Here is a 24,142-nt window from a genome sequence, read left to right on the forward strand (position 1 = left end):
CAAATTTAAAAACAGATCTTTTAAAAGAGAGAGCGGAAATTTACAATAGAAAGTAATGTCATAAAATTTAAATTTTTCGCATAGCTTTTAATAAATTTATATCTTGGAGAAATTTTAAAATTTATAGATATACGAACACATGCAGTGCAAAATCGCTATCACATGCACTTCTAACGTGCGAAGAGCTTAGATGATTTAAAGGGGGATAAGGGGACGGCTCTTTGCTTCGCTAGCTCGCAGCTGCAAGCAGACCGCAACTCAAGCCCATCTATCTCCCTTTGAATAAAAATAAATTTATACATTTCATCAAACTATTTTTACAAATTTATAAACCATCCTACTTAAATTTTAAACCTACCAAAGCTATAATACGCCCCAAAAAAGGATGAAAAATGAAAACAATTATGCTCTGTGCGATATGCTCAGTCACTCAAGGAAACTGCGCCGAGGACTGCGCTTATTGCACGCAAAGTGCCAAAGCTGGTGCCGATATCTCAAAATTTAAAGAAAAAAGCGTGCAACAGGTGGTGGACGAAGCCAAAATGGCTTATAAAAACCACGCTCTTGGCTTTTGTTTAGTTACAAGCGGTGCTAGACTAAATGACAAAAAGACCGACTATATCGCATCTTTAGCAAGAGCCGTGAGCAAAGAAGTGCCAAATTTGATGCTCATCGCATGTAACGGCATGGCTACTTACGAGCAGCTTAGTGAGCTTAAAAAGGCTGGCGTTTTTAGCTACAACCACAACCTTGAAACAAGCCGAGAATTTTTCCCAAAAATTTGTAAAACACACACTTGGGCCGAGAGATATCAGACAAATTTAGATGCAAAAAGAGCAGGTCTTATGCTTTGTACTGGTGGTATTTACGGCGTTGGCGAGAGTGAGGCTGACAGGGTGAGCTTTAGAGCTAGTCTAAAAGAGCTTGAGCCATTTTCATCACCAATAAATTTTTTCATCAAAAACGAATCTCTAAGTCTAGATCTACCCCCTCTTAGTGCGGATGAAGCCCTAAAAATAGTGCGTGAGACCAAAAGAGATCTACCAGAAACTAGAGTCATGATAGCTGGTGGTAGGGAGAAAATTTTGGGCGAGAGGCAGTACGAGATCTTTGAAAATGGCGCCGATGCGATCGTGATAGGCGACTACCTCACCGCAAAAGGCGAGAAAGCTAGCAAGGATATCGAGGAGCTTACAAAGCGCGGTTTTAGCTTCGCTAGTATCTGCCATTAATGCTTGCAAATTTACTTTTCGCAGGGCTTGGAGGCTTTATCGGGGCTGGATGCAGGTTTTTAGCTGGCGAGCTGCTAAAATTTAGCCACTTTCCGCTAGCTACGCTTGGCGTAAATGTGCTTGGCAGCTTTATTATCGGCGTTTTGTTTTGTCTAAATTTAAGCCAAATCGTGAGGGTGTTCTTGGTCGTTGGCATACTTGGCGGATTTACAACATTTTCAAGCTTTAGCCTTGATAGCGTGAAATTTTTACTAGAAGGCGAGCTGGTAAAAGGCTTTTTAAATATCTTTTTAAACCTTGTCCTTTGCCTACTTGCAAGCTATCTTGGAATTTTGCTTGGCAAGAGTTTATGAGAGTTTGCAAATTTAATAGAGTTTAAATTTTGCTAGATTTTCTTAATCGCATGCAGTGCTTTAGCACCATTGCATGCGCTTTGAACGTGCGAGGGGATTGGGGGATTTAAAAAGGGGGATAAGGGGACGGCTTCGTAACTCGAGTCCCCTTGTCTCCCTTTTGAATAAAAGAACCTAAAAATAAAAAAGTCTGTATTTTTAAAAATAGAATTTTACTATCGCGAAAATTTTAAAATTCTATTCACTCGCAAGAATTGACTACTGATTTTAGGTCTCGCAAAGCTTGCCACTAAAATCAGAGCCGAAATTACTCGTTCATGAAATTTTAAAATTTACTTGACACTTATCTGACTTGATAAATAAAAATTTGTTGTAGTTTTTAATCGCATGTAGCGCAAAATACCGCCACATCCACCTTTCTACCTAGCTTCTACCTTTGGCATTTGAAGCATAAAATTTCTAGCTTCACTTAAAAGTACAGGCTTAAGCCCATCTACTAGAGTTTTTGGGTCATAAATTCTCTCATATGAAAGTATTAAAACTCCATCTTTTCTAAGTAAAAAGTGGATTATTTCTATATTTTTACTGCTAGTTTCATCTTTTATGAGAGCTAAAATTTGATCATTCTCTTCACTATAAAGCACCTCTTTAGCCTCTTTTATCTTTCTTTTTAGCTCAGCAAGCATACTTTCACTTTTTATATTTTTGTCAAATTTCACTCTAAAGCTTACAAAATGCTCATCAAAATTTTCATTTTTTAAAAAGTAAAAGCTCTCATCTTTGGCTGTATTTTTCTTATAAAAAACGCTTCCATCAAATTTAAAACTTTGAACCAAACTTAGCTCGTCTGCAAAGCCAAAAATTCCAAAAAACATCAAGACAAAAAATAGAAATTTACGCATAAATTTGCACTCCAAATTTTTAAAAATTTGTCGCCATTTTGCCCAAAAATCGCTTAGCTTAATCAAAAAATAACAAAGCTTTTTATACAATCAAACATTTTTAATTTAAGGATCTTTTTGCAGTTACATCAAGCTAGCGAGCTTAGTATTCTTGTCGTTTTGGCATTTATCGTCTTTGCTTCGCCTTATATTTCTAAAATTTTACGCATTCCTGTCGCTCCTGCTGAGATAATACTTGGAGCACTAGCTAGCTACATCGGGCTTGTCGGCGAAAATGAGATGTTTAAGCTAATTAGCGAAGTTGGCTTTTTCTTTTTGATGTTTCTAGCTGGTATGGAGATCGATCTTAGAATGCTTATAAATATTGACCGCAAAATTTTACGTCTGGGGCTTATCTATCTTGCCCTCATCTACTCGCTAGCAACTGCACTTACATTTAGTTTTAATCTTAGTTTGCTCTATATTATCATTATCCCGATAATGGCCGTTGGCATGATATTTACGTTATTTAAAGAGTATGGTAGAGATGTAAAATGGCTAAATTTAAGCATGCTTATTGCAACTATTGGTGAGCTTATAAGCATTACGCTTTTGACATTTATAGCTGCCTATTTGCAGTTTGGAGCTAGTATAAATTTATGGCTAACGATTGGCTATTTGATCTTATTTTTAGCTATCAGCGTGCTTAGCTTTAAAATTTTAGATGTGCTTTTTTGGTGGTATCCGGGGCTTAAAGTGATCCTTATGCCGCACTACGACAAGGACGAAAAGGATATTAGACTAAGCATTGCGGTATTTTTTTCGATGATTGCACTTATGCTTTATTTAAATTTAGAAGTTGCCTTTGGTGCGTTTATCGCAGGTATGTTTATAGCTACATTTTTTGATCATAAAAAAGACTTACCACACAAGCTTTCAAGCTTTGGATTTGGATTTTTGGTGCCGATATTTTTTATACACATAGGCTCAACCTTCAAGCTCTCAAGCCTAAGCTCAAATGAAGTGATAAAAGATGCTATTTTTATATTTTGTGCGATGCTTGCCACAAGGCTTTTTTCAAGTGTGTTATTTGTAGGAAAATTAGGATTTAAAGGGATATTTTTGTTTTCTCTCTCACAATCCATGCCACTAACGCTTTTAGTAGCAGTTGCTACTATCGCACACAGATCAGGTGAGATAAGTGATTATTCTTACTCATCTTTTATCCTAGCAAGCCTAGCTCAAGCTATAATAGGGACAATAATTATAAAATTTCTAATGCAATCAAGAAGTAAGGAGTAAAAATGTCATCAAATACAGCTACGCTAACTGATAACAGAACTGGCAAGAGTTACGAGTTTCCTATACTAAAAGGCACTATGGGACCTGATGTGATAGACATATCGACATTTTTTAGTGATACTGGAATGTTTACTTTTGACAGAGGTTATACTTCAACTGCGATGTGTCGCTCAGCGATAACTTATATAGACGGCTTAAAAGGCGAACTAATGTATAGAGGTTATGATATCGCGTATTTGGCTGAAAATAAGACATTTTTAGACGTGGCATACTTACTCTTAAACAAAGAGCTTCCAACAAATGATCAGTATATAAATTTTAAAACTGAGCTTAAAAAAAGAAGCTTTATACATGAAGGCATGATGAAGTTATTTGACGCATTTCCAGACAAAGCGCACCCTATGGCGATCTTGCAAGCAGCGGTCTCAGCCCTAAGTGCCTTTTACTCAGATCATCTAAATATGGATAAACCTGAAGAGTATCACGAGATGGCTATGCGTATAATCGCTAAAATTCCAACGATTGCGGCATTTAGCTACCGCTACTCACGCGGGCTTCCTATCATATATCCAAATTTAGATCGTGGCTTTACTGAAAATTTCCTCTACATGATGAGGGGCTATCCATACGAGCACGTCGATCTTAAACCAATCGAGATAAAAGCACTTGACACGGTCTTTATGCTGCACGCAGATCACGAGCAAAACGCTTCAACTACGACTGTTAGAACCGTTGGCTCAACGCACGCTCACCCATATGCATGTATAAGTGCGGGCATCGGCGCACTTTGGGGCTGGGCTCACGGTGGGGCAAACGAGGGCGTTATACGTCAGCTTGAAGAGATCGGCTCGATCGCAAATGTCGATAGATACATCGCTAGAGCAAAGGATAAAAACGATCCATTTAGGCTAATGGGCTTTGGTCACAGGGTCTATAAAAATTTTGACCCTCGCGCAAAAGTGCTTAAAAAGATGAGAGATCAGCTCATGGACGAGATAGGCATCAACTCAGAGCTTATTAAAATCGCAAACCGCATTGAAGAGATCGCGCTAAATGATGACTATTTTGTGAGTAGAAATTTATATCCAAATGTTGATTTTCACTCAGGGCTCATCCTAAAAGCGCTTGGCATACCAAACAATATGTTTGCCGTCATCTTCGTCATCGGTAGGACGCCAGGCTGGATCAGCCAGTGGATCGAGCTAAAAGAGCAAGATACGATAAAGATCGTCCGTCCAAGACAGCTTTATGTTGGAGAGACAAACAGAACACCAAAATGAGCGAGCTTTTAAATTTAGCTAAAAAAGCAGCCGTTAATGCTGGAGCGCAAATAATAAAATTTTACTCTGCAGATAATACGGCTCTTAAAGTCTGCCTAAAAGATGACAGCTCACCACTAACTAGCGCTGATCTAGCTGCAAATGAAGCGATAATAAAAATTCTAAGCAAAAGCGGGATAAAAATTTGCTCTGAAGAGAGTATCTTGCAAGAAAGCGTTAAAGACGAGTTTTGGCTCGTAGATCCTCTTGATGGCACGAAAGAATTTCTAGCTAGAAACGGCGAATTTTGCGTTTGCATAGCGCTTATAAAAAAAGCTAGGCCGGTGCTTGGTGTGATATTTATCCCAGTTAGTAGAGAGCTTTTTTATGCTGATGAAAATGGTGCTTTTAAAGAAATTTTAGATAACAATGATGAAATCATAAAGAGAGTTGATCTAAACAAAAAAGATAAAAATTTAGACAATCTCATCTTTTCAAGTAGAAGAGGCGATGCCAAAGAGATAGAATTTATAGGGCAGAGCTTAAATTTTGAGCAAAGGTGCATCGGCTCAGCCATAAAATTTTGCCGTTTGGCTGAATTTGGCGGAGCTTATTTGAGATTTGCCCCAAGCTACCTTTGGGACAATGCAGCAGGAGAAGCGCTCGTAAATTTTTGTGGCGGAAAAGTATTTGACGCTAATAGCAGCAAAGAGATGAGCTACGAGCTTACTAATTTAAAAAGCCCATTTTTCATAGCTCTCTCAAAAAATACACTAAATATAAAAGATAAAATCACACAACTATATAAGCAAAGTAAAATTTAAAAACTTAAATTTCTTCTAGTAGATAAAGCATACTAGCTATTTTTGCTGTGCCTATAACGTAGTTCATTATATTTGCTGCGACCTTGTCTTTTTTAAGCACTTTGCCATTTATATCAAACATATCTTCGTTGTTCTCTTTGATAAATTTTAAGGTTTTTGCTGCGACATCTTCTAAGCTATTTTTACCATCAAGCAATAAAAGTATGTAATAATCGATATTATTAAGCTTCCTTGAGATGCTAAATTTATTAGCAAAAACAACATCGGCATTATTTTTATGATTTAAAAAATATCTTACATAATTTATTAAATTTTGACTAAGCCTTGAATAGCCGGGCCTATATTCGATATTTTTTTGCTCATCTTTTAAAATCATTGCATCAGACGAGTTTGTTAGAATTCTTACAAAGGCGCTATAAACCATGAGCTTATCTTCTGGCAAAATTTCTAAAATCTGAGAAAGGTTTATGCTAGCTGGATACATCTTATAAAAGACCTCGCAAAGCCATGATATATCTTGTGGCATAGCACCATAACTATCTTGCCACTCGTTATCTTTCTTTATAAAATCTGCCACAACGTGAATTTTATTGATATCGCTTGGGCCTATTTGTTTATTGGCTATGCTCTCATAAGTCTCGCTATGGACTATTAGGCTTTGTCTAAATACTTTGTTGCTAATCATATCCATGAATTGCTCTAGATCGATTCTGTCCTTAAACTTGTTATTTTTGTATTCATCTACTATGGCTGTGCCAACATCTGGGGTAAAAATATCATCAAGCGTATACTCACAAAGATAAGTAAGCTCATTTTTAGCGAGCATGGCATTAAAATCTTTAAAATAAAATGGATTATTTGTATCTTCTAAAAACTCATGAGCTATGTAAAAGTCATCTTTTGAAAGTACATCTTCTGTTATAAAAAGAAGCATACTAAGTGGCATTTTCTTTTCATAAATTTCTTTATCTCTTGTTAGCAAATATTCTTTATAGACTAAAAGTGCTTCTTTAGCTGCTTTTAGCTTATCTTGCATAGTCTCTTTATCTTTTGCGGCAAGTAGCATTATGTCTCTTATAATATCTTTTACTTTCCAACCAGGATAAACATTATAAGAGATAAATGCCACGCCATTTGCACTTAAATTCTCTCTTACAACTTTCAATATAGCTTCTTTTACAAAGTCAGGCACCCAGCTAAAAACGCCATGAGCAATGATATAGTCAAATTTCTCATCGCTTTTAAATTCGCAAATATCGCCGTGTATAAGCTCTAAATTTGTAAGACCCATCTCTTTAACGATCTCTTGTCCACGCCTTATCTGCTCGCCGCTAAGATCTATGCCAACTACTTTTGCATTTTTATTATTTACTGCAAATGGGATCAAATTTCCGCCAAAGCTACATCCTATCTCTAAAACTCTTGCATTTTCGCATGGCGGTGGATTTATGCCAAGAAGTGTAGCACAAGCTTCAAGCCTATATGGCGACGATTGGGCAAAGGCTATTGATTTATAAGTTAACTCATCATAAGACTTTTCGATTTTGCTATTTTGGCTCATTTTAGCTCCTAATAGTCTTTTTCTTTGATTTTTTCTAGCATATTTTTAGCATCATTCTCAGGATCATCCACTATATATGCACGCCTTATCTTGCCATCTTTTATGATGAGCGTTTGTCTAAAGTAGAATTTATGTCCATTTGATGCAGAAAAAACTGGAAGCTCAAGCGCCCTTTCAAGCATAAACTCACTATCATTTAAAAACATGACTCCAGCCGAAGTCTCTTCTTGAAATTTCTTTTGAGCTGCTGTATCTTGTGAGCTAATGGCCACTACCATGAAACCAAGATCGTTAAAATCTTTTAAAAATTTCTTGTAGTTTATTGCTTGTTTAGTGCAGCCCTTCATGCCCGCAGTATTTTGTAGTTGCTCGCTTAAAAGTCTAAAGTCCTCGCCTATCTTTGGATAGATAAAAATAACGCAGTCATGCGTTCTTGCAAAGGCGGAAAAATCAAATTCCTTACCGTCTAGTGTATTTAAATATATACTTGTAGGCACTTTTATCATACTTCATCCTTTAAAATTTTTTACTATTATATCTTTATAAGCTTTGTCTTAAGCTTTTTTAGAATTTAAAAGATAAACTACGAAAAGAACAAAAAAGCTAATTATTAACATCAAAAGTGCATAGATATGAGCCTTGGTGTAATCAAGCATTTCAACCGCTTCAAATATCGCAATACTCGCTACCTTGCTCTCTCCAGCTACGCTACCGCCTATCATTAAAACAACACCAAACTCACCCATAGTGTGAGCAAAGCTAACGACAGTAGCTGTTAATAAATTTGATCTGATGCTTGGCAAAATCACCCTAAAAATAGTCGTGAGCTTATTTTTACCAAGACTATAACTTGCTTCAAAAAGGCTCTTTTTTAGGCTATTTAGCCCAGCATAAATCGGCCCAAACATAAATGGCAATGAATAGATACAACTTGCCACAACAAGGCCTGTGAAGTTAAAAACAAGCCTAACTCCAAAAATTTCCTCGATAAATTTACCAAAGGTCGAATAAGGCGAAAGAAAAATGAGCAGATAAAAGCCAAGAACACTTGGTGGCAAGACCAAGGGTAGTGAGATTACCGACTCTAAAAACGACTTGCCAAAAAATTTCTTTTGAGACATAAAATAGGCAAGTGCGATGCAGACAAAAAATAAAATAAAAGTTGTTATGAAAGATAATTTTAGTGATAGCCAAAATGGCTCGTAATCGATACTTTTTAACTCGTCTATCATGCTTTTTCCAAATTTACGCTAAATGCTTTTGTGCTAACTACCACCATATCGCCTGCTTTTAGATTCATTACTTCGCTACTGCTTAGCACCACTTCACAAATTTGGCGGTTTATTAATACATTTGCCACGTAAATAGCATCACGTTTTTTTATCTCTAAAATTTTAGCGTTAAAGGCAAATTTCTGCGATCCTGCACTCTTTAAAAATATCTCACTTGCACTACCTGATCTTGAAATTTTTCCATTTTCAAGGACAAAGACTTTATTGCAAAGCTTATAAATTTCAGCGATATCATGACTTACTAAAATAATGCTCATCTTAAACTCATCATGAAGTGCCAGTAAATAGTCTTGAAGTTTCTCACGCATGGCGTTATCAAGCGCACTTAAAGGCTCATCAAGTAGTAAAATTTCAGGCTTTCTCATAACCGCACGAGCCAAAGCAACACGTTGCTTTTGACCGCCAGAAAGAGTGCTAATTTTTGCATTTTTTAGACTTGTTAGGCCACAAATATCAAGAAGCTTATTCGCTAGAGCTAGATCATTTTTTGCAAAGAGTAAATTTTTAAAGACATTCATATTTTCAAAAAGTGCGTAGTCTTGAAATAAAAAGCCGATATTTCGCTTTTGTGGAGCCAAATTTGTCTTTTCATTAAAGAAAATTTTATCCCCAACCTTTATAAAGCCACTTTGCGGTGCTTCAAAACCAGCGATCAAGCGTAAAATAGTAGTCTTTCCGCCACCGCTTGCTCCATAAAGTGCGACAAAATCGCCACTTTCAAAGCTAAGGTCGGCCTCAAGTAAAAATTTTCCGCCACCGCCATTTAGCTCTTTTTTACAAGAAATTTCTATCATTTTTGTGTACTTATGTGAATGCTTGTAGATTTTATATAGGCAAAGACTTCATCGTTTTCACCTATGTTCATAGTTTTTAATGCGTGATTTGAGATAATAGCTTCAAAGTAAATTTCGCCACACTTTAAGCTAATAACACTTAAAATTTCACCAAAATTTATAGCTTCAATCACGCACTTTAGCTCGTTTTCAAGCGAGCTATTACTTAGTTTGTCTTTTGCTAAGATAACATCAGAGCTTTTAAAACCTAAGTCAATCTCATCATCTAAGGCAAATTTGCTAGCCTCATTCAAGACTAGCATAAATAAATTTGCCTCTAAATTTAGACCCTTTAGCTCAAATAAGCTAACGTCATCTTTAGTTAAAATCCCAACGATCTTTGCTCTTATCATTTAGCTGGAACGTTGTAACCAAATTTCTTGAAAATTTCTCTTGATTTATCACCTAAGATAAACTCATAAAATGCTTTTGCATCATCATTTTTTTCAGCATGTTTTAGAAGAACGATACCTTGATCGATCGGAGTGTATAGCTCTTGTGGAACAAAGATGTAATTAACGCCCTCTTTGTATTTTGCCATTTTTTCGTCAAAAAGTGCGCTAGCTGCGATAAAACCTACATCGGATGCGCTTAATGCCTGAGATAGAGTTTCAGAAATTTTTTGAGCATAGACGATATTTTTTTCTACTTCGTCATAAAGTTTTGCATTTTTTAGTGCTTCTATACTAGCTTTGCCATATGGTGCAGTTTGTGGATTTGCGATAGAGATCGCTTTTAAGCCACGAACAACTTCGATACCTTTTTTGAAATCAACATTTCTAATAGAAAAAATAGCAACAGCGCCTTGCGCGTAAACTTTTGGAGCAGCTACTGCAAAGCCTGTGTCATAAGCTTTTTGTGCAAAGCCCATATCAGCAGCCATAAAGATATCAGCTGGAGCTGAGTTTTGGATCTGTGTAACAAGACCGCCACTTGCACCAAGGGTTAAGTTGATTTTAGCATCTGGATGAAGCTTGTTAAACTCTTTTATAAGCTCTGGAAATGCGTATGTTGTGTTTGCTGCTGCATATACATTTACTTCAGCACCAAATGCGTTTATGGCAAGCAAAGCTGCCACACATAAAAATTTAAAAACTTTTCTCATTTAAACTCCTATAATGATTTGAGATGATTTTACTATTGCTAAAAGTGTATCGCCGACGCCTATTTGCATCTGGATAGCACTATCTTTTGTGATGATGGCAGTTAAAGTCTGCTCATCGCTTAGTTTTAAAGTGATTTCAGCATTTACAGCACCTATCTTTGCTTCGATCACTTCGCCTTTTAATTGATTTTTTGTGCTTATTTTTATATCTAGATCCTTGGCCAAAATGACAGCTGGAGCTTTAAAAATATAAATAACTTTTTGTCCAACTTTTAGGCCTAAATTTTTCTCACTTTCAACCGTGATGTTTGACTCAAGCGTGCAGCCATTACTTAGTTTTGCAACTATTTGAGAATTTACCGCACCGCGGTTTATGCCAATAATCTCACATGAGAGCTGATTTCTAGCACTTAAGTTCATATTCATTCTTTGAAGATTTATAATATCTACATCCTCAAAATCTACTTTTTGACAAATTTTTTGTAAAAAATCCTTTTGAGTCTCAAGAATGGCATCATAAATTTTTATCAGTTTATTGGCATACTCGCTTAGCTCAGAGCCACTATTTTTTTTATTTCCATCAGCTCTAATAATAAGCGGCTTGCTGCTTTTGTTATTTATCGTATCAAGACAGTCCCAAGCATTTTTATATGATATACCAACCAATTCCGCTGCTTTTGTGATACTTTTTGTCTCTTTTATGGCCTTTAATAATGTAATATGTTTAGCTAAAACCTGTGTATCTTCGCCTAAAAATAGTTCTAAATTTATATCTGCTTTCAAAATTTTTACCTTTACTATATTGGAGAATAATTTGTGAAGTATATCTAATTATATTAATCCTTAAGCTTAAAGATTTAAGTCGATTTATAAATTTCTCTTAATTTCTTGTAAAGTTTTTAAAAGATAAAATCGAGCTACATTTTATAAATAAAAATAAGGCTTAGTATGAAATTTTTGCTTTCTATCTTTTTTAGTTTGCTTTTAGCCTGTGCTAATACGGACATAAATACGAATAGTGAAAGCGACGAATTTGATGTTGAATTTGAAGCAAGAAAAGATGTTTTTGACCCACTTAGTGGTTACAATAGAATGATGACACATGCAAATGACTTTATCTATGTAAATATGCTAACTCCGGTGGCAAAAGGCTATGCCTACGTTGTGCCAAAAACAGCTAGAACAATGGTTTCAAATTTCTTTGACAACCTGCTTTTTCCAGTTCGCTTTATAAATAACTTACTTCAGTTTAAATTTCAAAACGCTGGTGAAGAGACATTGAGATTTTTAGCAAATACGATAATAGGCTTTGGTGGACTAACAGACGGAGCAAAATACTACAATCTCAAAGCTCACGATGAAGATTTTGGACAAACGCTTGGATATTGGGGGCTTGGCGGTGGTTTTCATATCGTTTGGCCACTTATTGGACCATCAAATTTAAGAGATACTGGTGGCATGGTCGGAGATTATTTTGCTGATCCTATTAGCTACGTTGATCCTATACTTTTATCAACTGGTATCAAGTCATATAGAGCGTTTAATAGCTTTTCACAAGATCCAACTGCTTATGAAAAACTAAGAAAAGATGCTATTGATCTTTATCCATTTTTACGCGATGCTTATGAGCAAAGACGCGACAAGCTTATCAAGGAGTAAATATGAAAATTTTAAAAATTCTAACTATGATTTTACTTTTTGCAACTAGCCTTTTTGCTATTTCAAAAGAGCAGATCAAGCCTGAAGTAGAGATGAAAACAACAAAGGTTATTGAAATTTTAAAAGATACAAATTTAGACAATAATGCAAAGACAAAAGAAATTTTTGCTCTTCTTGATCCATTTTTTGACTATAAACAAATGGCAAAGATAAGCCTTGGCAAACGTTACAACAGCCTAAGCAGCGATGAGCAAGCCAAATTTGACACAGCATTTGAGCAAAAACTAAAAAGCTCATACATAGATAAACTTTTAGGGTACAAAGATCAAGAGATACATATAACTGGCGAGAGTGAACCTCAAAAAAATAGATACTGGCTCACATCTGAGCTGACAAATGATGGCAAGAGCTACGAATTTGTCTATAAATTTTATGACGCTAAAGAGCGTGGTTGGCTCATTTACGATCTTGATATCGTTGGTGTAAGCATCATTCAAACATACAGAAGCCAGTTTGGCGATGTGCTAAATAACGCTGATTTCAATACTCTTTTACAAAAGCTAAACGAAGCTGTTTTGCCTGATCAAAATAAAACTAACCCTTAATGCGACAAATTTTTAAATTTATCATTGCTAAAAACAAGCTTATTATTGCTCTAATTTTAGCTTTAAGCGTAGTTTTTGGCTATCTTAGCACCAAGCTTAGCGTTGATGCGTCAGCTGAAACGCTACTGCTTGAGCATGATCCTGACTTAAAAGCTTATAGGGAGATAGCCAAACGCTACGACTCACCCGGATTTTTAGTGGTTGCTTTTACTCCAAAAGATGATCTTTTTTCACCTAAAAATTTAGAACTTATCAAAAATTTAGGCGATGAACTAGCTAAAAACGATATGGTAAATAGTGTCATCTCTATAATAAATATTCCGCTTTTAAATAGTGTAAAAGGCGGGATTACTGGTATCTTAGATCATACTCCAACGCTGCAAGATAAAGATATAAATATTTCAAAAGCAAAGCTTGAGTTTGCCAAAAGTCCGATTTACAGCGGAAATTTGATAAGCAAAGATCTAAAAACCACAGCAATTGCTCTAAATTTAAAACAAGATGAGAAATTTAATGAGCTTGTAAATGAGAGAAATTTGCTTAGCCAAAAAGAGTCAAACGGCACTATCACACAAGCTGAGCGACTTAAGTTAGAGGCTCTTGCTTATGAGTTTAAAGCCTACCGAGATGAGCTTAGAAAGAGCGACCACGAAAACCTTGAGGCTATAAAAGCAACCATAGCTAAATTTAACGCAAATGACGAGCTGTTCTTAGGCGGTGCAAATATGATCGCTGATGATATGATAGGCTTTATAAAAAGCGATCTTTTGGTATATGGCTTAAGCGTACTTGCTCTTCTTAGCTTTAGTTTGTGGCTATTTTTCAGGCAGGTTAGATGGATAGTTTTGCCGATGTTTATATGTGCCATAAGTGCTATTTTTACGACCGGAATTTTTGGCATATTTGACTGGGAAGTAACGGTCATTAGCTCAAACTACATCGCACTTCAGCTCATCATTACTATTTCAACTGTGATTCATCTTGTCGTTAGTTATAGAGAATTTTACGCAAAGTATCCAAAATATAGCCAAAATCAGCTAATTTATCTAACGCTTCGTGATAAATTCTCTCCATCTTTTTGGGCGATATTTACCACGGTTATTGGCTTTAGCTCGCTTATGAGTGCTGACATAAAGCCAGTTATCATGCTTGGCATTATGATGAGCACTGGCATTAGCGTTTCGCTTGTGCTTGCGTTTTTGCTATTTGGTGCAATAAATGTAAATTTAGAAAAATTAGCTCCCATTAGAACCTTTGAAAATAGCTTTAAATTTACAAAATATTGCGCAAATTTAGCCTTAAACTCAAGAAAGATTATCTACGTAGTTTGTGTGCTAGTTGTCTGTTTTGGCGTTTATGGTATCAGCAAGATAAAGGTTGAAAATAGCTTTATAGGCTACTTTAAAGAAAGCACAGAAATTCGCCAAGGAATGCAAGTTATTGATACCAAACTTGGTGGCACGATACCAGTTGATGTGATAGTGAAATTTAAAGAGCAAAAACAAGATAAAAATACTGAGCAAGATGAGTTTGAAAATGAGTTTGAAAGCAATGCCAAGGATGCGAAATACTGGTTTAATAGCTATCACACAAGGGTTGCTGAGAAGATTCACGACTATTTAAACGAGCAAAAATTTGTCGGACATGTAAGCTCGCTAGCAACCCTTATAAAAGCCATAAAAGAGCTAAATAACGGCGCGAGTGATGATTTTTTATTAGCTGCGATGTATGAGAAATTACCACAAAATTATAAAAATATCTTATTAAGTCCTTATGTAAGCGTTGAAGATGATGAGCTTAGATTTAGCATAAGGATCGTCGATAGCGACTCCGAGCTTAGACGAAATTTATTTCTAAAAGAGCTTAGAGAAGGGCTAGCACAGCTTACTAAAAATGACAATGTAAGTATAGAAGTTGCCGGCATGATGGTGCTTTATAACAATATGCTTCAAAATTTACTTAGCTCACAAGTTGATACTTTTGGGCTAACCGTCGCTATACTTTTTGTCATATTTTGCTTTATTTTTAGAAGCATAAAGCTAGCAACCATTGCGATAGTTTCAAATTTAATCCCGCTTTGCACACTCTTTGGTGTGATGGGATTTTTTGGCATTCCGCTTGATGTGATGAGTATAACGATCGCAGCCATTAGTATTGGTATCGGTGTTGATGATATCATTCACTACATACACCGCTTTAAAGAAGAAATGCTTACAAAAAGTGTTTTTGAGAGCATTAAAGTCGCGCACGCAAGCATCGGATATGCGATGTATTACACATCATTCACTATTTTTCTTGGCTTTAGTGTGATGATAACTAGCAATTTTATTCCAACTATATATTTTGGCTTACTAACCGATCTTGTTATGGTATTTATGCTTCTTGGCGCACTAATCATCTTGCCAAGCCTAATAGCAAGCTTTGTAAAAAAGCGCGATATTTAAGCTAAATTTATTTGATAACTTTGATGAACGAGTAGACATCTGCCACGCCATCAATATGCTTAGCGTACCAAATAGCATGTTTTTCTTGCTCAATGCTATCAACTACGCCGCTAAATACAACATCACAGCCAACTATGCTAACACGCACATTTGTGCCCTCAACTATACTATCTTTAAAAAGATTTTGCTTTAAGTTTGCAAGAATTTTTAGACTATCGCATGGATATTCTGGCTTTTTGATACGAAGATAGGTATAAATTTTTCGCACGCCATCTGTACTTTTGGCTAGTTCTACTAGCTTATCTTCAAGCTCTTTACTATCAACAAGCCCGATCAGATAAGCATCTCCGTAAAAAACCTCTATCTCAATATCAATGTTACTAAGTCCTTTTGAAAATAAAATTTTGCTTTGTAGTTTGCTTTGGATAAATTTGTCACGAGTGATCGAGTAAATACCACGTTTATCACGTGAAATAGAGTACGCATCATAGACATTTAGTGGCGCGGTTGCTGGGGTTAGTACTGAAGAGCAAGAGCAAAAAAATAGAGCCAAAAATGCAAAAACGCTAAATTTTAAAATCAGAAATCCTTTTGTAATTTCAAAAAGTTTATAGAAAATGGACTAAAATTTATCTAAATCTGCTAAAATAACGCGCACGGAGGATAAAGTAATCTGGTGATGCTCACGGGCTTCAAACCCGATGACTGGGCGGTTGACCGTCTGGTGGGGAGTTCGATTCTCTCATCCTCTCGCCACTCACTTTAAATTTTGCTTTTATCAAGCAAATTTATAATCCCAAACAAAATAAAGCTTAATACAACCAAAACAAGGCTTAAAACGAGTGCCTCATCGCTTTTGCCATCGTATACGGCATTATAAATGGCAAGAGAGATAGTGTCTGTTTTGCCTATTATATTTCCGCCGAGTATGAGTGTTATGCCAACCTCGCCAAGCCCACGCGAGATCGCTAAAATAAAAGCCGCTGCTACGCTTTTTGCAACACATGGGAAGAGCACGAAAATAGCTGTTTGAAATTTATCTTTTCCAAGGCTATATGCTGCTTCACTTAGGCTTTTTGAAAGTGAGCCAAGAGCAGAAGCGACAGGTTTTACAAATAGTGGCAAAGAAGCTATAAAAGCAGCTAACACAAGAGCCTTAAAACTAAAAATAATTTCTAAATTTAAAGCCTTGCCGACGATGCCATTTTTGCCAAGCAGATAAAGCAGTAAAAATCCAGTCGCAATGGGCGGAAAGATGAGTGGAAAAGTTACGATCATCTCTAAAATAGCTTTAAATTTAGCCTTACTAAAAGCTAAATAATAAGCCAAAGCCAGCCCAAAAATGATAAGTAAAGCCCCTTGGCACAAAACGACCTTTATGCTTAAAAATAGCGGATCAAATAGCCAAGAGAGCTCTTGCAAATTTCGCCTTATCTTATGCCAAATTTAGTGTAAATTTCTTTTGATCTCTCGCTTTTTAGCTCATTTAAGAATTTCTCACAATCAGCCTTTTTATCGCATCCTTCAAGCTTTGCAGCTACGATGTTTGCTGGAGCGTAAAGTGCTTTGTCTATCAAGATAAAACTACCAAATTCGTCTTTGTGTGCGTTTAGTTCGGTCTGATTAATGAACCCAGCATCAACTTCGCCGTTTAATACATAAGTAACGACTTGTGGCACGCCAGCAACTGCTAAAATTTTATCCTTTAGCTCGCCACTTAAATTTGCTTTTTGCATAAATTCATTCGCTCTTTTACCATAAACTGTCTTTACAGCATCTGGCATAGCGATCTTAGAAAGCGCTTTTAGCTCTTCAACTTTTTCTATTTTCACACCCTTTTTAGTAGCCAGCACCAAAGCACCTGAGCCTAAATTTACATACTCGGCGACCTTTAGATCAGACTTTTTCAAAAAGTCTTCATCGCCCACGATCACGTCAGTTTTGCCCTCTTTTGCCTGAGCCATGATCGCTGTGATGTTTGCAAAAGAAGTGTCGATATTTACGCCATCTTTTTTGAGATTTTGCGCGACTGCTTCGACTATCTTTTTATATCCACCGCCCGCACTTACTAGCAAATTTTCATTGCCAAATGCAAATAGTGCAACCATTAAAAGTAAGAACTTTTTCATATTTTTCCTTTAAAAGTAAAATTTCAAGATTTTATAAAATATACTCTTATACATTCTTAAAATATATTTTTATAATTTTCACTTTTCTACCAAAATGCTATAATCACACCAAAAAAGGACAAATATGAACGAACTTGAGCTAAAGATGCAAGGCAAGATAGATAGGCTAACAGATAAGACCTTTAAGCTAGATCCAAGGACCGGCGAGGGCTACTTCACGGCGAAATATTTTTTAAAAGTAAATGAGATAATTAAGCAAAATTTGCCAGATCAGCACGTGACAATGCAGTTCTTTCAAAGGCGCGATGATATCGTGCTTTGTGGCATTGACGAGGTTTTAGCTATCATCAATAAATTTGCCAAAAACCCAAGTGAGCTTGAAATTTACGCACTTAATGATGGCGATATCATAAACACAAACGAGCCGGTTTTAAAGATAAGCGGCAAGTATGAAAATTTTGGTTTTTTAGAAAACGTCATCGATGCGACGCTTACTAGAAGAAGCTGCGTGGCGACAAACTCAAGAGACGTGATAAGAGCGGCAAATGGAAAGGACGTCTTTAGTATGGCAGATAGACAAGATGACATCTGCACGCAACCAGGCGACGGCTATGCATCATTTGTAGGCGGCATCAAAAAGGTTGCCACAGATGCTCAGGGCGAGCTTACTGGGCTAAAAGGTGGTGGCACCATGCCTCACGCGCTTATTCAAATGTGCGGCGGGGATATAGTAAAAGCCTCAGAAATTTATGCTAAAACCTTTGAAAATGAGAAGATCACGGCATTGGTTGATTATAACAATGATGTGATCACAGACGCACTAAAGGCTGCAAATGCCCTAAAAGAGAGGCTTGGCGCGGTTAGAGTTGATACTAGTAAAAATTTGATAGATAAGTATTTTGAAGGCAAAGATACTAGCAAATTTGACCCACACGGCGTTTGTAAGGAGCTTATATTTGCTCTAAGAGAGGCGCTTGATAAAGCTGGTTTTAAATACGTTAAAATCGTCGTTAGCTCAGGTTTTAGCCCTAAAATTATAAAAGAATTTGAAGCTTATAACACGCCGGTTGATACTTATGGCGTTGGAAGTTATCTTGTTAAAAATGACATTTGTGGCTTTACTGGTGATCTAGTCGAGCTAAACGGCAAAGATGAGGCAAAATTTGGTAGGAAAAATTTCGCTTCAGATAGGCTAAAGAGAGTGAAATTTTAAGAGAAAAGATGAAATTTATAAAAATTTTAATGTTTTTGTCGCTTTTGTTAACTGCTTGCACCGCCGCAAACTATGCTAACGCTTTTGAAAAGGTTGGCATCCTTGAAGACGGAGTTTATCGCTTTAGCAAAAATGGACTTGGCGTCAAAAAAGACCTGCTTGTAAAGGTGATCTCGGTTCAAAACGCGGACAGCACACGCAAAAAGATCATCTCGATGCTAAATATCCCTAAAAATTCTAAAATTACGGACTTTAAAACAAGCGACGTTGGCGTGATAGTCTGGCCATTTTACGAGTTTGAGGGCAAATTTATAACGACAATAATCGTTGAAAATATAAAAAAAGAAAATAGCGATCAAAAACTACTTAAGATGCTTGAGCTTAAGCATCCGTTTTACTCGACAATCTTCGCACGAAGAAAAGGGGCTAAAGACGCCATAGACGTGAAATACGTGCTAAATTTCAAAGAGGCAAAGCTGGTAAAATCGTTTCAAAGTCGCCCTTAAAACTTTATTTTAAATAAATTTCATTAAAATGGCATAATCAAAAAGGATCATCTTTGCAAAATTTCAAGAATATAAACGTCGCTCACTCGCCTGATGCTGACGATATTTTCATGTATGCCGCGGTCAAATTTGGCTGGGTTAGCAGTAAAAATTTAGCCTTCACATCAAAGGCACTTGATATAGAAACGCTAAACGAAGAGGCGCTAAAAGGCACTTACGAGGCAACGGCGATCAGCTTTGCGCTCTATCCAAAAATTTGCGACGAGTATGCGCTTTTACGCTGCGCCGTGAGCTTTGGCAATGGATATGGCCCAAAGCTTATCAAGCTAAAAGGCAAGCAGCTAAAGCGAAATTTCAAGGTCGCACTCTCTGGCAAAAACACGACAAATGCACTGCTCTTTCGCATAGCCTACCCAGAGGCAAGGATCGTTTATAAAAATTTCCTTGAGATCGAAAATGCTGTACTTAGCGGCGAAGTCGATGCTGGCGTGCTCATACATGAAAGCATCTTAAATTTCTCAGGCAAGCTCTGCGTAGAGCGTGAAATTTGGGACATCTGGAGCGAGCTAAACGGCGAAAATTTACCACTTCCACTTGGTGGCATGGCGCTTAGACGAAGCCTGCCCATAACCGACGCGATCGAGTGCGAAAGAGTGCTTAGCGAGGCCGTTAGGATCGCCACCTCGCACAAGCCATTTTTATCTCACATGCTAATGGAGCGAAACCTCATCAGAGTAGGCAAAGAGGATCTTAAAACGTATCTAAATTTATACGCAAATGACGAGTCTATAAGCATGAACGAAATGCAGCTAAAAGCACTAAACAAGCTCTATCAAATAGGCTATGACAAAGGTTTTTTTGAAAAGCCAATCGATGTAAACGACTATCTCATTCCAACTGAATACAACGAAGTAAGGTTTAGCTGATGCAAAGTACGCTTGTCTCGCTTGGAGTTGAAACCTTTAAGATCGCCCTTTACATCAGCCTCCCGATGCTGCTAAGTGGACTAATAGCAGGTCTTATCATCTCCATTTTTCAAGCGACCACGCAGATAAACGAAACCACGCTAAGCTTCGTGCCAAAAATTTTGCTAGTCGTCGTTGTCATCATATTTTTGATGCCTTGGATGATCTCGATGATGGTTGAATTTACCACTCGCATGCTTGATTTTATACCGGAATTTATCCAGTGACGAGGCTTGTTGATTTTTCTAAATTTACCTCGGTTAGGATAGGCGGCGTGCATGAAATTTTCGAGGTTGATAGCCTTGAAGATCTAAGCTCACCTCACTTTTTAGGCGCTGTGATGATAGGCGGGGGCAACAACCTTCTTATCTCGCCAAATCCCCCAAAAATGGCGATGCTTGGCAAGAGTTTTGACTATATAAATTTAGAAACTTGTGATGAAAAAATTTACCTTGAGATAGGTGCTGCGACAAAATCAGCTAAAATTTATAACTTCTGCAAACAAAATAACATCGCGAACCTTGAGTTTTTAAAAAATATCCCAGGCACGCTTGGCGGACTTATCAAGATGAATGCTGGACTGCTTAAATTTAGCATAAGCGACAACCTCACGCATGTACGTCTGGCTCGTGGCTGGGTGAGCAAAGAGGAGATAAACTTTAGCTACCGCCACAGCGGCATAGATGAGGCTATTTTGGGGGCTAAATTTAAGCTTTCTAGTGGCTTTGATGCAAGCATTTCTGAAGCTATAAGCGCAAAAAGGGCAAATCAACCAAAAGGCGCTAGCTTTGGCAGCTGCTTTGTAAATCCTGAAGGGCACTTTGCAGGGGCATTGCTTGAGGCAGTTGGACTAAAGGGATACGCTATCGGCGGAGCGAAATTTAGCGAAGAGCACGCAAATTTTTTGATAAATTTTAACCACGCAAGCTTTGAGGACGCCACTAGCCTTATAAATTTGGCTAGAGCTAGAGTTTTAGAGAAATTTGGCGTAGAGCTTAAGACTGAAGTTTGCATTTTATAAGGATGATGATGAGTGAGTTTTTGAGCGAAGTTTTTACCCTTTCACTTTTGTTTATAGCTATTGGATTTTACGCCATTTATAGGGCTAAAAAGGCGCAAAGCGAGCATGAGAAAAATGTGGCTGATTACGATAAAAATCTGCTAAATTTTGCCAAAATTTTAGGCGTTCAAAATCACATAGACCTAGTTAAATTTGATGAAATTTTGGCTGAAGCCTTAAAAGAAAAACTAATTTTTAAATTTAATAAATCCACCTCACAAGAGGAATTTATCTCTTTTATAAAAGATGAAAATTTTAAAAATAAGCCCCAAATTTCACAAAATCATATCGATGAAGCCTTTTTAAATCTTTGCGCAAGCTCGCTTGTAGAGCCACTAAAACTTGCGATACTAAAAAACGAAGATCAAATTTATGGATTTTTGTTTGAAAAGGAGCAGCTTTTTGCTCTTATTGATAGCGCTGCACTGCTTGGTGAAAATATTATAATTTGCGAGTAAATCAAGTAAAATTCATCTCTTTTTAGATAAAATCAAGCCAAATTTCAACTATAAGGTAAAAAATGGCAAAAGAAAAAGATAGTGACAAAAAAATAGCTATCCCAGAGAGCGAAGCGGACAAGAAAAAGGCGCTTGAGCTTGCGCTAAAGCAGATCGATAAAGCTTTTGGTAAAGGCACGCTTTTAAGACTTGGCGACAAAGAGGTTGAGGCTATCGAGTCGATACCGACTGGCTCGCTAGGACTTGACCTAGCTCTTGGCATAGGCGGCGTTCCAAAAGGCAGGATCATCGAGATCTACGGACCAGAGAGCTCTGGTAAGACCACGCTCACACTTCACATCATCGCTGAAGCACAAAAAGCTGGCGGAATTTGTGCATTTGTCGATGCAGAACACGCACTAGACGTAAAATACGCTTCAAATTTAGGTGTAAATACCGACAACCTTTACGTCTCTCAGCCAGACTTTGGCGAGCAGGCACTTGAGATAGTTGAGACACTCGCAAGAAGCGGTGCGATAGATCTTATCGTAGTTGATAGCGTCGCTGCTCTTACTCCAAAGAGCGAGATAGACGGCGATATGGGCGATCAGCACGTTGGCTTGCAGGCTAGGCTAATGAGTCAGGCACTTAGAAAGCTAACTGGAATTTTAAGCAAGATGAAGACAACTGTTATCTTCATCAACCAAATTCGTATGAAGATCGGTATGATGGGATATGGCACACCAGAGACCACAACTGGTGGTAATGCGCTTAAATTTTACTCATCTGTAAGGATCGATGTTAGAAAGATAGCCACACTTAAACAAAACGACGAGCCTATCGGCAACCGCACAAAAGCGAAAGTGGTTAAAAATAAGGTCGCACCTCCATTTAAAGTGGCTGAATTTGACATTATGTTTGGCGAGGGTGTGAGTAAAGAGGGCGAGATCATCGACTATGGCGTAAAACTCGACATCATCGACAAATCGGGCGCGTGGTTTAGCTACAAGGCCGAAAAACTAGGCCAAGGCAGAGAAAACGCCAAAGCTTACCTAAAAGAGCATCCAGAAATTTCTGATGAAATAGTAGCAGCGATAAAAGGCTCAATGGGGATCGATCACCTAATAAGCAGCGGCGCAAAAGACGAAGACGACGACACAAACGAAGCAGGAGATGAATAATGGTATTTATTGAAGATGTAGAAGCTCACGAGGTTTTAGACAGCAGAGGCAACCCAACAGTTCGCGCGACAGTTAGACTAAGCGACGGAACCGAGGCAAGTGCGATCGTACCAAGTGGCGCAAGCACTGGCAAGCGAGAGGCGCTCGAGCTTCGTGACAAAGACGAGAGATATGCTGGCAAGGGCGTTTTAAAGGCTGTTTCAAATGTAAATGAAAAGATCGCTGAGGCGATAATCGGCCTTGACGCTTACAACCAAAGAGCAGTTGATGCGGAGATGCTTGAGCTTGATGGCACTCACAACTACTCAAATTTAGGCGCAAACGCAGTCCTTGGCGTATCTATGGCAGTAGCTCGCGCAGCTGCAAAGAGCCTAAATATCCCGCTCTACCGCTATCTTGGCGGTGCAAACGCTAGTATCTTGCCAGTGCCGATGTTTAACATCATAAATGGCGGCGCACATGCAAACAATAGCGTTGATTTTCAAGAATTTATGATCATGCCATTTGGCTTTAGCACATTTAGCGAGGCACTAAGAGCTGCGACTGAAATTTACCACAAGCTAAAATCTATCCTAAACGCAGCTGGACACAGCACTGCTGTCGGCGACGAGGGTGGCTTTGCTCCAAATTTAAAAGATAATGAAGAGCCACTAAAGCTGATCTCACAGGCTGTAAAAGAGGCTGGATATGAGCTAGGCAGCCAGATAAAGCTAGCCCTTGACGTCGCTTCAAGCGAGCTTTACAAAGACGGCAAATATGAGCTTGAAGGCAAGAAATTTAGCAGTGACGAGCTCATTAGCTACTACGAAAAACTTTGCGAAAAATATCCAATATTTTCTATCGAAGATGGCCTTAGCGAGGATGACTGGAGCGGCTGGGCTGAGCTTACAAAAAGGCTTGGCAGTAAGGTTCAGCTAGTTGGCGATGATCTTTTTGTCACAAATGAGAAAATTTTACGCGAGGGTATCGAGAAAAAGATCGCAAATGCGATCCTAATCAAGCCAAATCAAATAGGCTCAGTCACACAAACTATGCAAACTGTCCGCCTTGCTCAAAGAAACGGATATCGCTGCATAATGAGCCATAGAAGCGGCGAGAGCGAAGATGCGTTCATCGCTGACTTTGCAGTCGCACTAAACACTGGCGAAATAAAGACAGGTGCCACTTCAAGAAGCGAGCGCAACGCAAAATACAACCGCTTGCTTGAGATCGAACTTGAGGCTGGAGAGTTTTTGGGGGATAATATTTGAGCGAAATTTTAGACGAATATGGCAACGCTGATGGCATATTTCATAAAATTT

Annotated in this window: 27 protein-coding genes and 1 tRNA gene; 17 read left to right on the forward strand and 11 right to left on the reverse strand. The window is 37.7% G+C overall.

Annotated features, from left to right (window positions below):
- The first annotated feature begins 392 nt into the window (after nucleotides 1–392).
- On the forward strand, nucleotides 393–1,232 hold the full coding sequence (locus ATCC51562_RS08605; protein ID WP_021091724.1) for a biotin synthase: 840 nt from the start codon (nucleotides 393–395) through the stop codon (nucleotides 1,230–1,232).
- A complete protein-coding gene (gene crcB, locus ATCC51562_RS08610; RefSeq protein WP_021091874.1) occupies nucleotides 1,232–1,585 on the forward strand; it encodes a fluoride efflux transporter CrcB in 354 nt (117 codons plus the stop codon). The genes ATCC51562_RS08605 and crcB overlap by 1 nt, the downstream gene beginning before the upstream one ends.
- Before the next feature lie 419 nt (nucleotides 1,586–2,004).
- On the opposite strand, the gene ATCC51562_RS08615 is transcribed toward crcB, so the two are convergent.
- Nucleotides 2,005–2,487, reverse strand: a complete 483-nt coding sequence (locus ATCC51562_RS08615; protein ID WP_035167635.1) for a hypothetical protein — start codon at nucleotides 2,485–2,487, stop codon at nucleotides 2,005–2,007.
- Between the two features lie 117 nt (nucleotides 2,488–2,604).
- Between ATCC51562_RS08615 and ATCC51562_RS08620 the strand changes: the two genes are divergently transcribed.
- From ATCC51562_RS08620 to ATCC51562_RS08630, 3 genes are read left to right on the forward strand one after another with little or no spacing between them, the layout of a single operon-like run.
- On the forward strand, nucleotides 2,605–3,768 hold the full coding sequence (locus ATCC51562_RS08620) for a cation:proton antiporter (RefSeq protein WP_021091788.1): 1,164 nt from the start codon (nucleotides 2,605–2,607) through the stop codon (nucleotides 3,766–3,768).
- A gap of 2 nt (nucleotides 3,769–3,770) precedes the next feature.
- The gene (locus ATCC51562_RS08625) at nucleotides 3,771–5,048 is read left to right on the forward strand and encodes a citrate synthase (protein ID WP_021091651.1); all 1,278 of its coding nucleotides are present in this window, start codon (nucleotides 3,771–3,773) and stop codon (nucleotides 5,046–5,048) included.
- Entirely contained in the window at nucleotides 5,045–5,851 is an 807-nt protein-coding gene (locus ATCC51562_RS08630) for a 3'(2'),5'-bisphosphate nucleotidase CysQ (RefSeq protein ID WP_021091864.1), read from the forward strand. The genes ATCC51562_RS08625 and ATCC51562_RS08630 overlap by 4 nt, the downstream gene beginning before the upstream one ends.
- A 4-nt stretch (nucleotides 5,852–5,855) precedes the next feature.
- Here the strand turns inward: ATCC51562_RS08630 and ATCC51562_RS08635 are convergent, their stop codons facing one another.
- Genes ATCC51562_RS08635 through ATCC51562_RS08665 form a run of 7 tightly spaced genes read right to left on the reverse strand, consistent with a single transcriptional unit; the run spans nucleotide 5,856 to nucleotide 11,425 of the window.
- Complete coding sequence (locus ATCC51562_RS08635; protein ID WP_021091853.1) at nucleotides 5,856–7,412, reverse strand: class I SAM-dependent methyltransferase; 1,557 nt, start codon at nucleotides 7,410–7,412, stop codon at nucleotides 5,856–5,858.
- 8 nt (nucleotides 7,413–7,420) lie between these two features.
- The gene (locus ATCC51562_RS08640; protein WP_021091643.1) at nucleotides 7,421–7,918 is read right to left on the reverse strand and encodes a redoxin family protein; all 498 of its coding nucleotides are present in this window, start codon (nucleotides 7,916–7,918) and stop codon (nucleotides 7,421–7,423) included.
- 48 nt (nucleotides 7,919–7,966) lie between these two features.
- Complete coding sequence (gene modB / locus ATCC51562_RS08645) at nucleotides 7,967–8,644, reverse strand: molybdate ABC transporter permease subunit (protein WP_021091728.1); 678 nt, start codon at nucleotides 8,642–8,644, stop codon at nucleotides 7,967–7,969.
- The gene (locus ATCC51562_RS08650) at nucleotides 8,641–9,498 is read right to left on the reverse strand and encodes a sulfate/molybdate ABC transporter ATP-binding protein (RefSeq protein ID WP_021091741.1); all 858 of its coding nucleotides are present in this window, start codon (nucleotides 9,496–9,498) and stop codon (nucleotides 8,641–8,643) included. Before ATCC51562_RS08650 ends, modB begins: the two co-directional genes overlap by 4 nt.
- Entirely contained in the window at nucleotides 9,495–9,890 is a 396-nt protein-coding gene (locus tag ATCC51562_RS08655) for a TOBE domain-containing protein (RefSeq protein ID WP_021091691.1), read from the reverse strand. The genes ATCC51562_RS08650 and ATCC51562_RS08655 overlap by 4 nt, the downstream gene beginning before the upstream one ends.
- Nucleotides 9,887–10,642, reverse strand: coding sequence for a molybdate ABC transporter substrate-binding protein (modA, locus tag ATCC51562_RS08660; protein WP_021091730.1), 756 nt, complete (start codon nucleotides 10,640–10,642; stop codon nucleotides 9,887–9,889). Before modA (ATCC51562_RS08660) ends, ATCC51562_RS08655 begins: the two co-directional genes overlap by 4 nt.
- Nucleotides 10,643–11,425, reverse strand: a complete 783-nt coding sequence (locus ATCC51562_RS08665; RefSeq protein ID WP_021091753.1) for a TOBE domain-containing protein — start codon at nucleotides 11,423–11,425, stop codon at nucleotides 10,643–10,645.
- Nucleotides 11,426–11,590: 165 nt separating this feature from the next.
- Between ATCC51562_RS08665 and ATCC51562_RS08670 the strand changes: the two genes are divergently transcribed.
- Genes ATCC51562_RS08670 through ATCC51562_RS08680 form a run of 3 tightly spaced genes read left to right on the forward strand, consistent with a single transcriptional unit; the run spans nucleotide 11,591 to nucleotide 15,350 of the window.
- Nucleotides 11,591–12,301, forward strand: a complete 711-nt coding sequence (locus tag ATCC51562_RS08670; RefSeq protein WP_021091734.1) for a VacJ family lipoprotein — start codon at nucleotides 11,591–11,593, stop codon at nucleotides 12,299–12,301.
- A gap of 2 nt (nucleotides 12,302–12,303) precedes the next feature.
- Nucleotides 12,304–12,906, forward strand: a complete 603-nt coding sequence (locus ATCC51562_RS08675) for an ABC transporter substrate-binding protein (protein WP_021091752.1) — start codon at nucleotides 12,304–12,306, stop codon at nucleotides 12,904–12,906.
- Complete coding sequence (locus ATCC51562_RS08680) at nucleotides 12,906–15,350, forward strand: efflux RND transporter permease subunit (protein ID WP_021091866.1); 2,445 nt, start codon at nucleotides 12,906–12,908, stop codon at nucleotides 15,348–15,350. The genes ATCC51562_RS08675 and ATCC51562_RS08680 overlap by 1 nt, the downstream gene beginning before the upstream one ends.
- 7 nt (nucleotides 15,351–15,357) lie before the next feature.
- On the opposite strand, the gene ATCC51562_RS08685 is transcribed toward ATCC51562_RS08680, so the two are convergent.
- Nucleotides 15,358–15,933 carry a BON domain-containing protein gene (locus tag ATCC51562_RS08685; RefSeq protein ID WP_035167593.1) on the reverse strand — a complete coding sequence of 192 codons (576 nt, stop codon included), beginning with the start codon at nucleotides 15,931–15,933 and terminating at the stop codon, nucleotides 15,358–15,360.
- Nucleotides 15,934–16,008: 75 nt separating this feature from the next.
- Here ATCC51562_RS08685 and ATCC51562_RS09645 point away from each other — a divergent pair.
- Nucleotides 16,009–16,106 (forward strand) — tRNA-Sec (locus ATCC51562_RS09645).
- 6 nt (nucleotides 16,107–16,112) lie between these two features.
- Here the strand turns inward: ATCC51562_RS09645 and ATCC51562_RS08690 are convergent.
- On the reverse strand, nucleotides 16,113–16,772 hold the full coding sequence (locus ATCC51562_RS08690) for a molybdate ABC transporter permease subunit (protein ID WP_021091591.1): 660 nt from the start codon (nucleotides 16,770–16,772) through the stop codon (nucleotides 16,113–16,115).
- Between the two features lie 8 nt (nucleotides 16,773–16,780).
- Nucleotides 16,781–17,479 carry a molybdate ABC transporter substrate-binding protein gene (gene modA / locus ATCC51562_RS08695; protein WP_021091696.1) on the reverse strand — a complete coding sequence of 233 codons (699 nt, stop codon included), beginning with the start codon at nucleotides 17,477–17,479 and terminating at the stop codon, nucleotides 16,781–16,783.
- Between the two features lie 124 nt (nucleotides 17,480–17,603).
- Between modA (ATCC51562_RS08695) and ATCC51562_RS08700 the strand changes: the two genes are divergently transcribed.
- From ATCC51562_RS08700 to eno, 8 genes are all read left to right on the forward strand, one after another.
- Entirely contained in the window at nucleotides 17,604–18,692 is a 1,089-nt protein-coding gene (locus ATCC51562_RS08700) for a nicotinate phosphoribosyltransferase (protein WP_021091750.1), read from the forward strand.
- A gap of 8 nt (nucleotides 18,693–18,700) precedes the next feature.
- The gene (locus tag ATCC51562_RS08705; RefSeq protein WP_021091882.1) at nucleotides 18,701–19,198 is read left to right on the forward strand and encodes a hypothetical protein; all 498 of its coding nucleotides are present in this window, start codon (nucleotides 18,701–18,703) and stop codon (nucleotides 19,196–19,198) included.
- Nucleotides 19,199–19,308: 110 nt separating this feature from the next.
- Entirely contained in the window at nucleotides 19,309–20,124 is an 816-nt protein-coding gene (locus tag ATCC51562_RS08710) for an MqnA/MqnD/SBP family protein (protein WP_235044202.1), read from the forward strand.
- The gene (fliQ, locus tag ATCC51562_RS08715) at nucleotides 20,121–20,390 is read left to right on the forward strand and encodes a flagellar biosynthesis protein FliQ (protein ID WP_223154231.1); all 270 of its coding nucleotides are present in this window, start codon (nucleotides 20,121–20,123) and stop codon (nucleotides 20,388–20,390) included. The genes ATCC51562_RS08710 and fliQ overlap by 4 nt, the downstream gene beginning before the upstream one ends.
- Complete coding sequence (locus ATCC51562_RS08720) at nucleotides 20,387–21,184, forward strand: UDP-N-acetylmuramate dehydrogenase (RefSeq protein ID WP_021091679.1); 798 nt, start codon at nucleotides 20,387–20,389, stop codon at nucleotides 21,182–21,184. The genes fliQ and ATCC51562_RS08720 overlap by 4 nt, the downstream gene beginning before the upstream one ends.
- 8 nt (nucleotides 21,185–21,192) lie before the next feature.
- On the forward strand, nucleotides 21,193–21,681 hold the full coding sequence (locus ATCC51562_RS08725; RefSeq protein ID WP_021091683.1) for a hypothetical protein: 489 nt from the start codon (nucleotides 21,193–21,195) through the stop codon (nucleotides 21,679–21,681).
- Between the two features lie 62 nt (nucleotides 21,682–21,743).
- Entirely contained in the window at nucleotides 21,744–22,841 is a 1,098-nt protein-coding gene (recA, locus tag ATCC51562_RS08730) for a recombinase RecA (RefSeq protein ID WP_002940852.1), read from the forward strand.
- A complete protein-coding gene (gene eno, locus ATCC51562_RS08735) occupies nucleotides 22,841–24,091 on the forward strand; it encodes a phosphopyruvate hydratase (RefSeq protein ID WP_021091855.1) in 1,251 nt (416 codons plus the stop codon). The genes recA and eno overlap by 1 nt, the downstream gene beginning before the upstream one ends.
- The last annotated feature ends 51 nt before the right edge of the window (nucleotides 24,092–24,142 follow it).

Source organism: Campylobacter concisus ATCC 51562 (genome assembly GCF_000466745.1).
GTDB classification, from domain to species: Bacteria; Campylobacterota; Campylobacteria; order Campylobacterales; family Campylobacteraceae; genus Campylobacter_A; species Campylobacter_A concisus_B.

Coding starts and splice junctions, on each gene's coding strand:
- ATCC51562_RS08605 (WP_021091724.1), top strand. CDS start 393: ATGAAAACAATTATGCTCTGTGCGATATGCTCAGTCACTCAAGGAAAC.
- crcB (WP_021091874.1), top strand. CDS start 1,232: ATGCTTGCAAATTTACTTTTCGCAGGGCTTGGAGGCTTTATCGGGGCT.
- ATCC51562_RS08615 (WP_035167635.1), bottom strand. CDS start 2,487: ATGCGTAAATTTCTATTTTTTGTCTTGATGTTTTTTGGAATTTTTGGC.
- ATCC51562_RS08625 (WP_021091651.1), top strand. CDS start 3,771: ATGTCATCAAATACAGCTACGCTAACTGATAACAGAACTGGCAAGAGT.
- ATCC51562_RS08630 (WP_021091864.1), top strand. CDS start 5,045: ATGAGCGAGCTTTTAAATTTAGCTAAAAAAGCAGCCGTTAATGCTGGA.
- ATCC51562_RS08635 (WP_021091853.1), bottom strand. CDS start 7,412: ATGAGCCAAAATAGCAAAATCGAAAAGTCTTATGATGAGTTAACTTAT.
- ATCC51562_RS08640 (WP_021091643.1), bottom strand. CDS start 7,918: ATGATAAAAGTGCCTACAAGTATATATTTAAATACACTAGACGGTAAG.
- modB (WP_021091728.1), bottom strand. CDS start 8,644: ATGATAGACGAGTTAAAAAGTATCGATTACGAGCCATTTTGGCTATCA.
- ATCC51562_RS08650 (WP_021091741.1), bottom strand. CDS start 9,498: ATGATAGAAATTTCTTGTAAAAAAGAGCTAAATGGCGGTGGCGGAAAA.
- ATCC51562_RS08655 (WP_021091691.1), bottom strand. CDS start 9,890: ATGATAAGAGCAAAGATCGTTGGGATTTTAACTAAAGATGACGTTAGC.
- modA (WP_021091730.1), bottom strand. CDS start 10,642: ATGAGAAAAGTTTTTAAATTTTTATGTGTGGCAGCTTTGCTTGCCATA.
- ATCC51562_RS08670 (WP_021091734.1), top strand. CDS start 11,591: ATGAAATTTTTGCTTTCTATCTTTTTTAGTTTGCTTTTAGCCTGTGCT.
- ATCC51562_RS08675 (WP_021091752.1), top strand. CDS start 12,304: ATGAAAATTTTAAAAATTCTAACTATGATTTTACTTTTTGCAACTAGC.
- ATCC51562_RS08680 (WP_021091866.1), top strand. CDS start 12,906: ATGCGACAAATTTTTAAATTTATCATTGCTAAAAACAAGCTTATTATT.
- modA (WP_021091696.1), bottom strand. CDS start 17,479: ATGAAAAAGTTCTTACTTTTAATGGTTGCACTATTTGCATTTGGCAAT.
- ATCC51562_RS08700 (WP_021091750.1), top strand. CDS start 17,604: ATGAACGAACTTGAGCTAAAGATGCAAGGCAAGATAGATAGGCTAACA.
- ATCC51562_RS08705 (WP_021091882.1), top strand. CDS start 18,701: ATGAAATTTATAAAAATTTTAATGTTTTTGTCGCTTTTGTTAACTGCT.
- ATCC51562_RS08710 (WP_235044202.1), top strand. CDS start 19,309: ATGTATGCCGCGGTCAAATTTGGCTGGGTTAGCAGTAAAAATTTAGCC.
- ATCC51562_RS08725 (WP_021091683.1), top strand. CDS start 21,193: ATGAGTGAGTTTTTGAGCGAAGTTTTTACCCTTTCACTTTTGTTTATA.
- recA (WP_002940852.1), top strand. CDS start 21,744: ATGGCAAAAGAAAAAGATAGTGACAAAAAAATAGCTATCCCAGAGAGC.
- eno (WP_021091855.1), top strand. CDS start 22,841: ATGGTATTTATTGAAGATGTAGAAGCTCACGAGGTTTTAGACAGCAGA.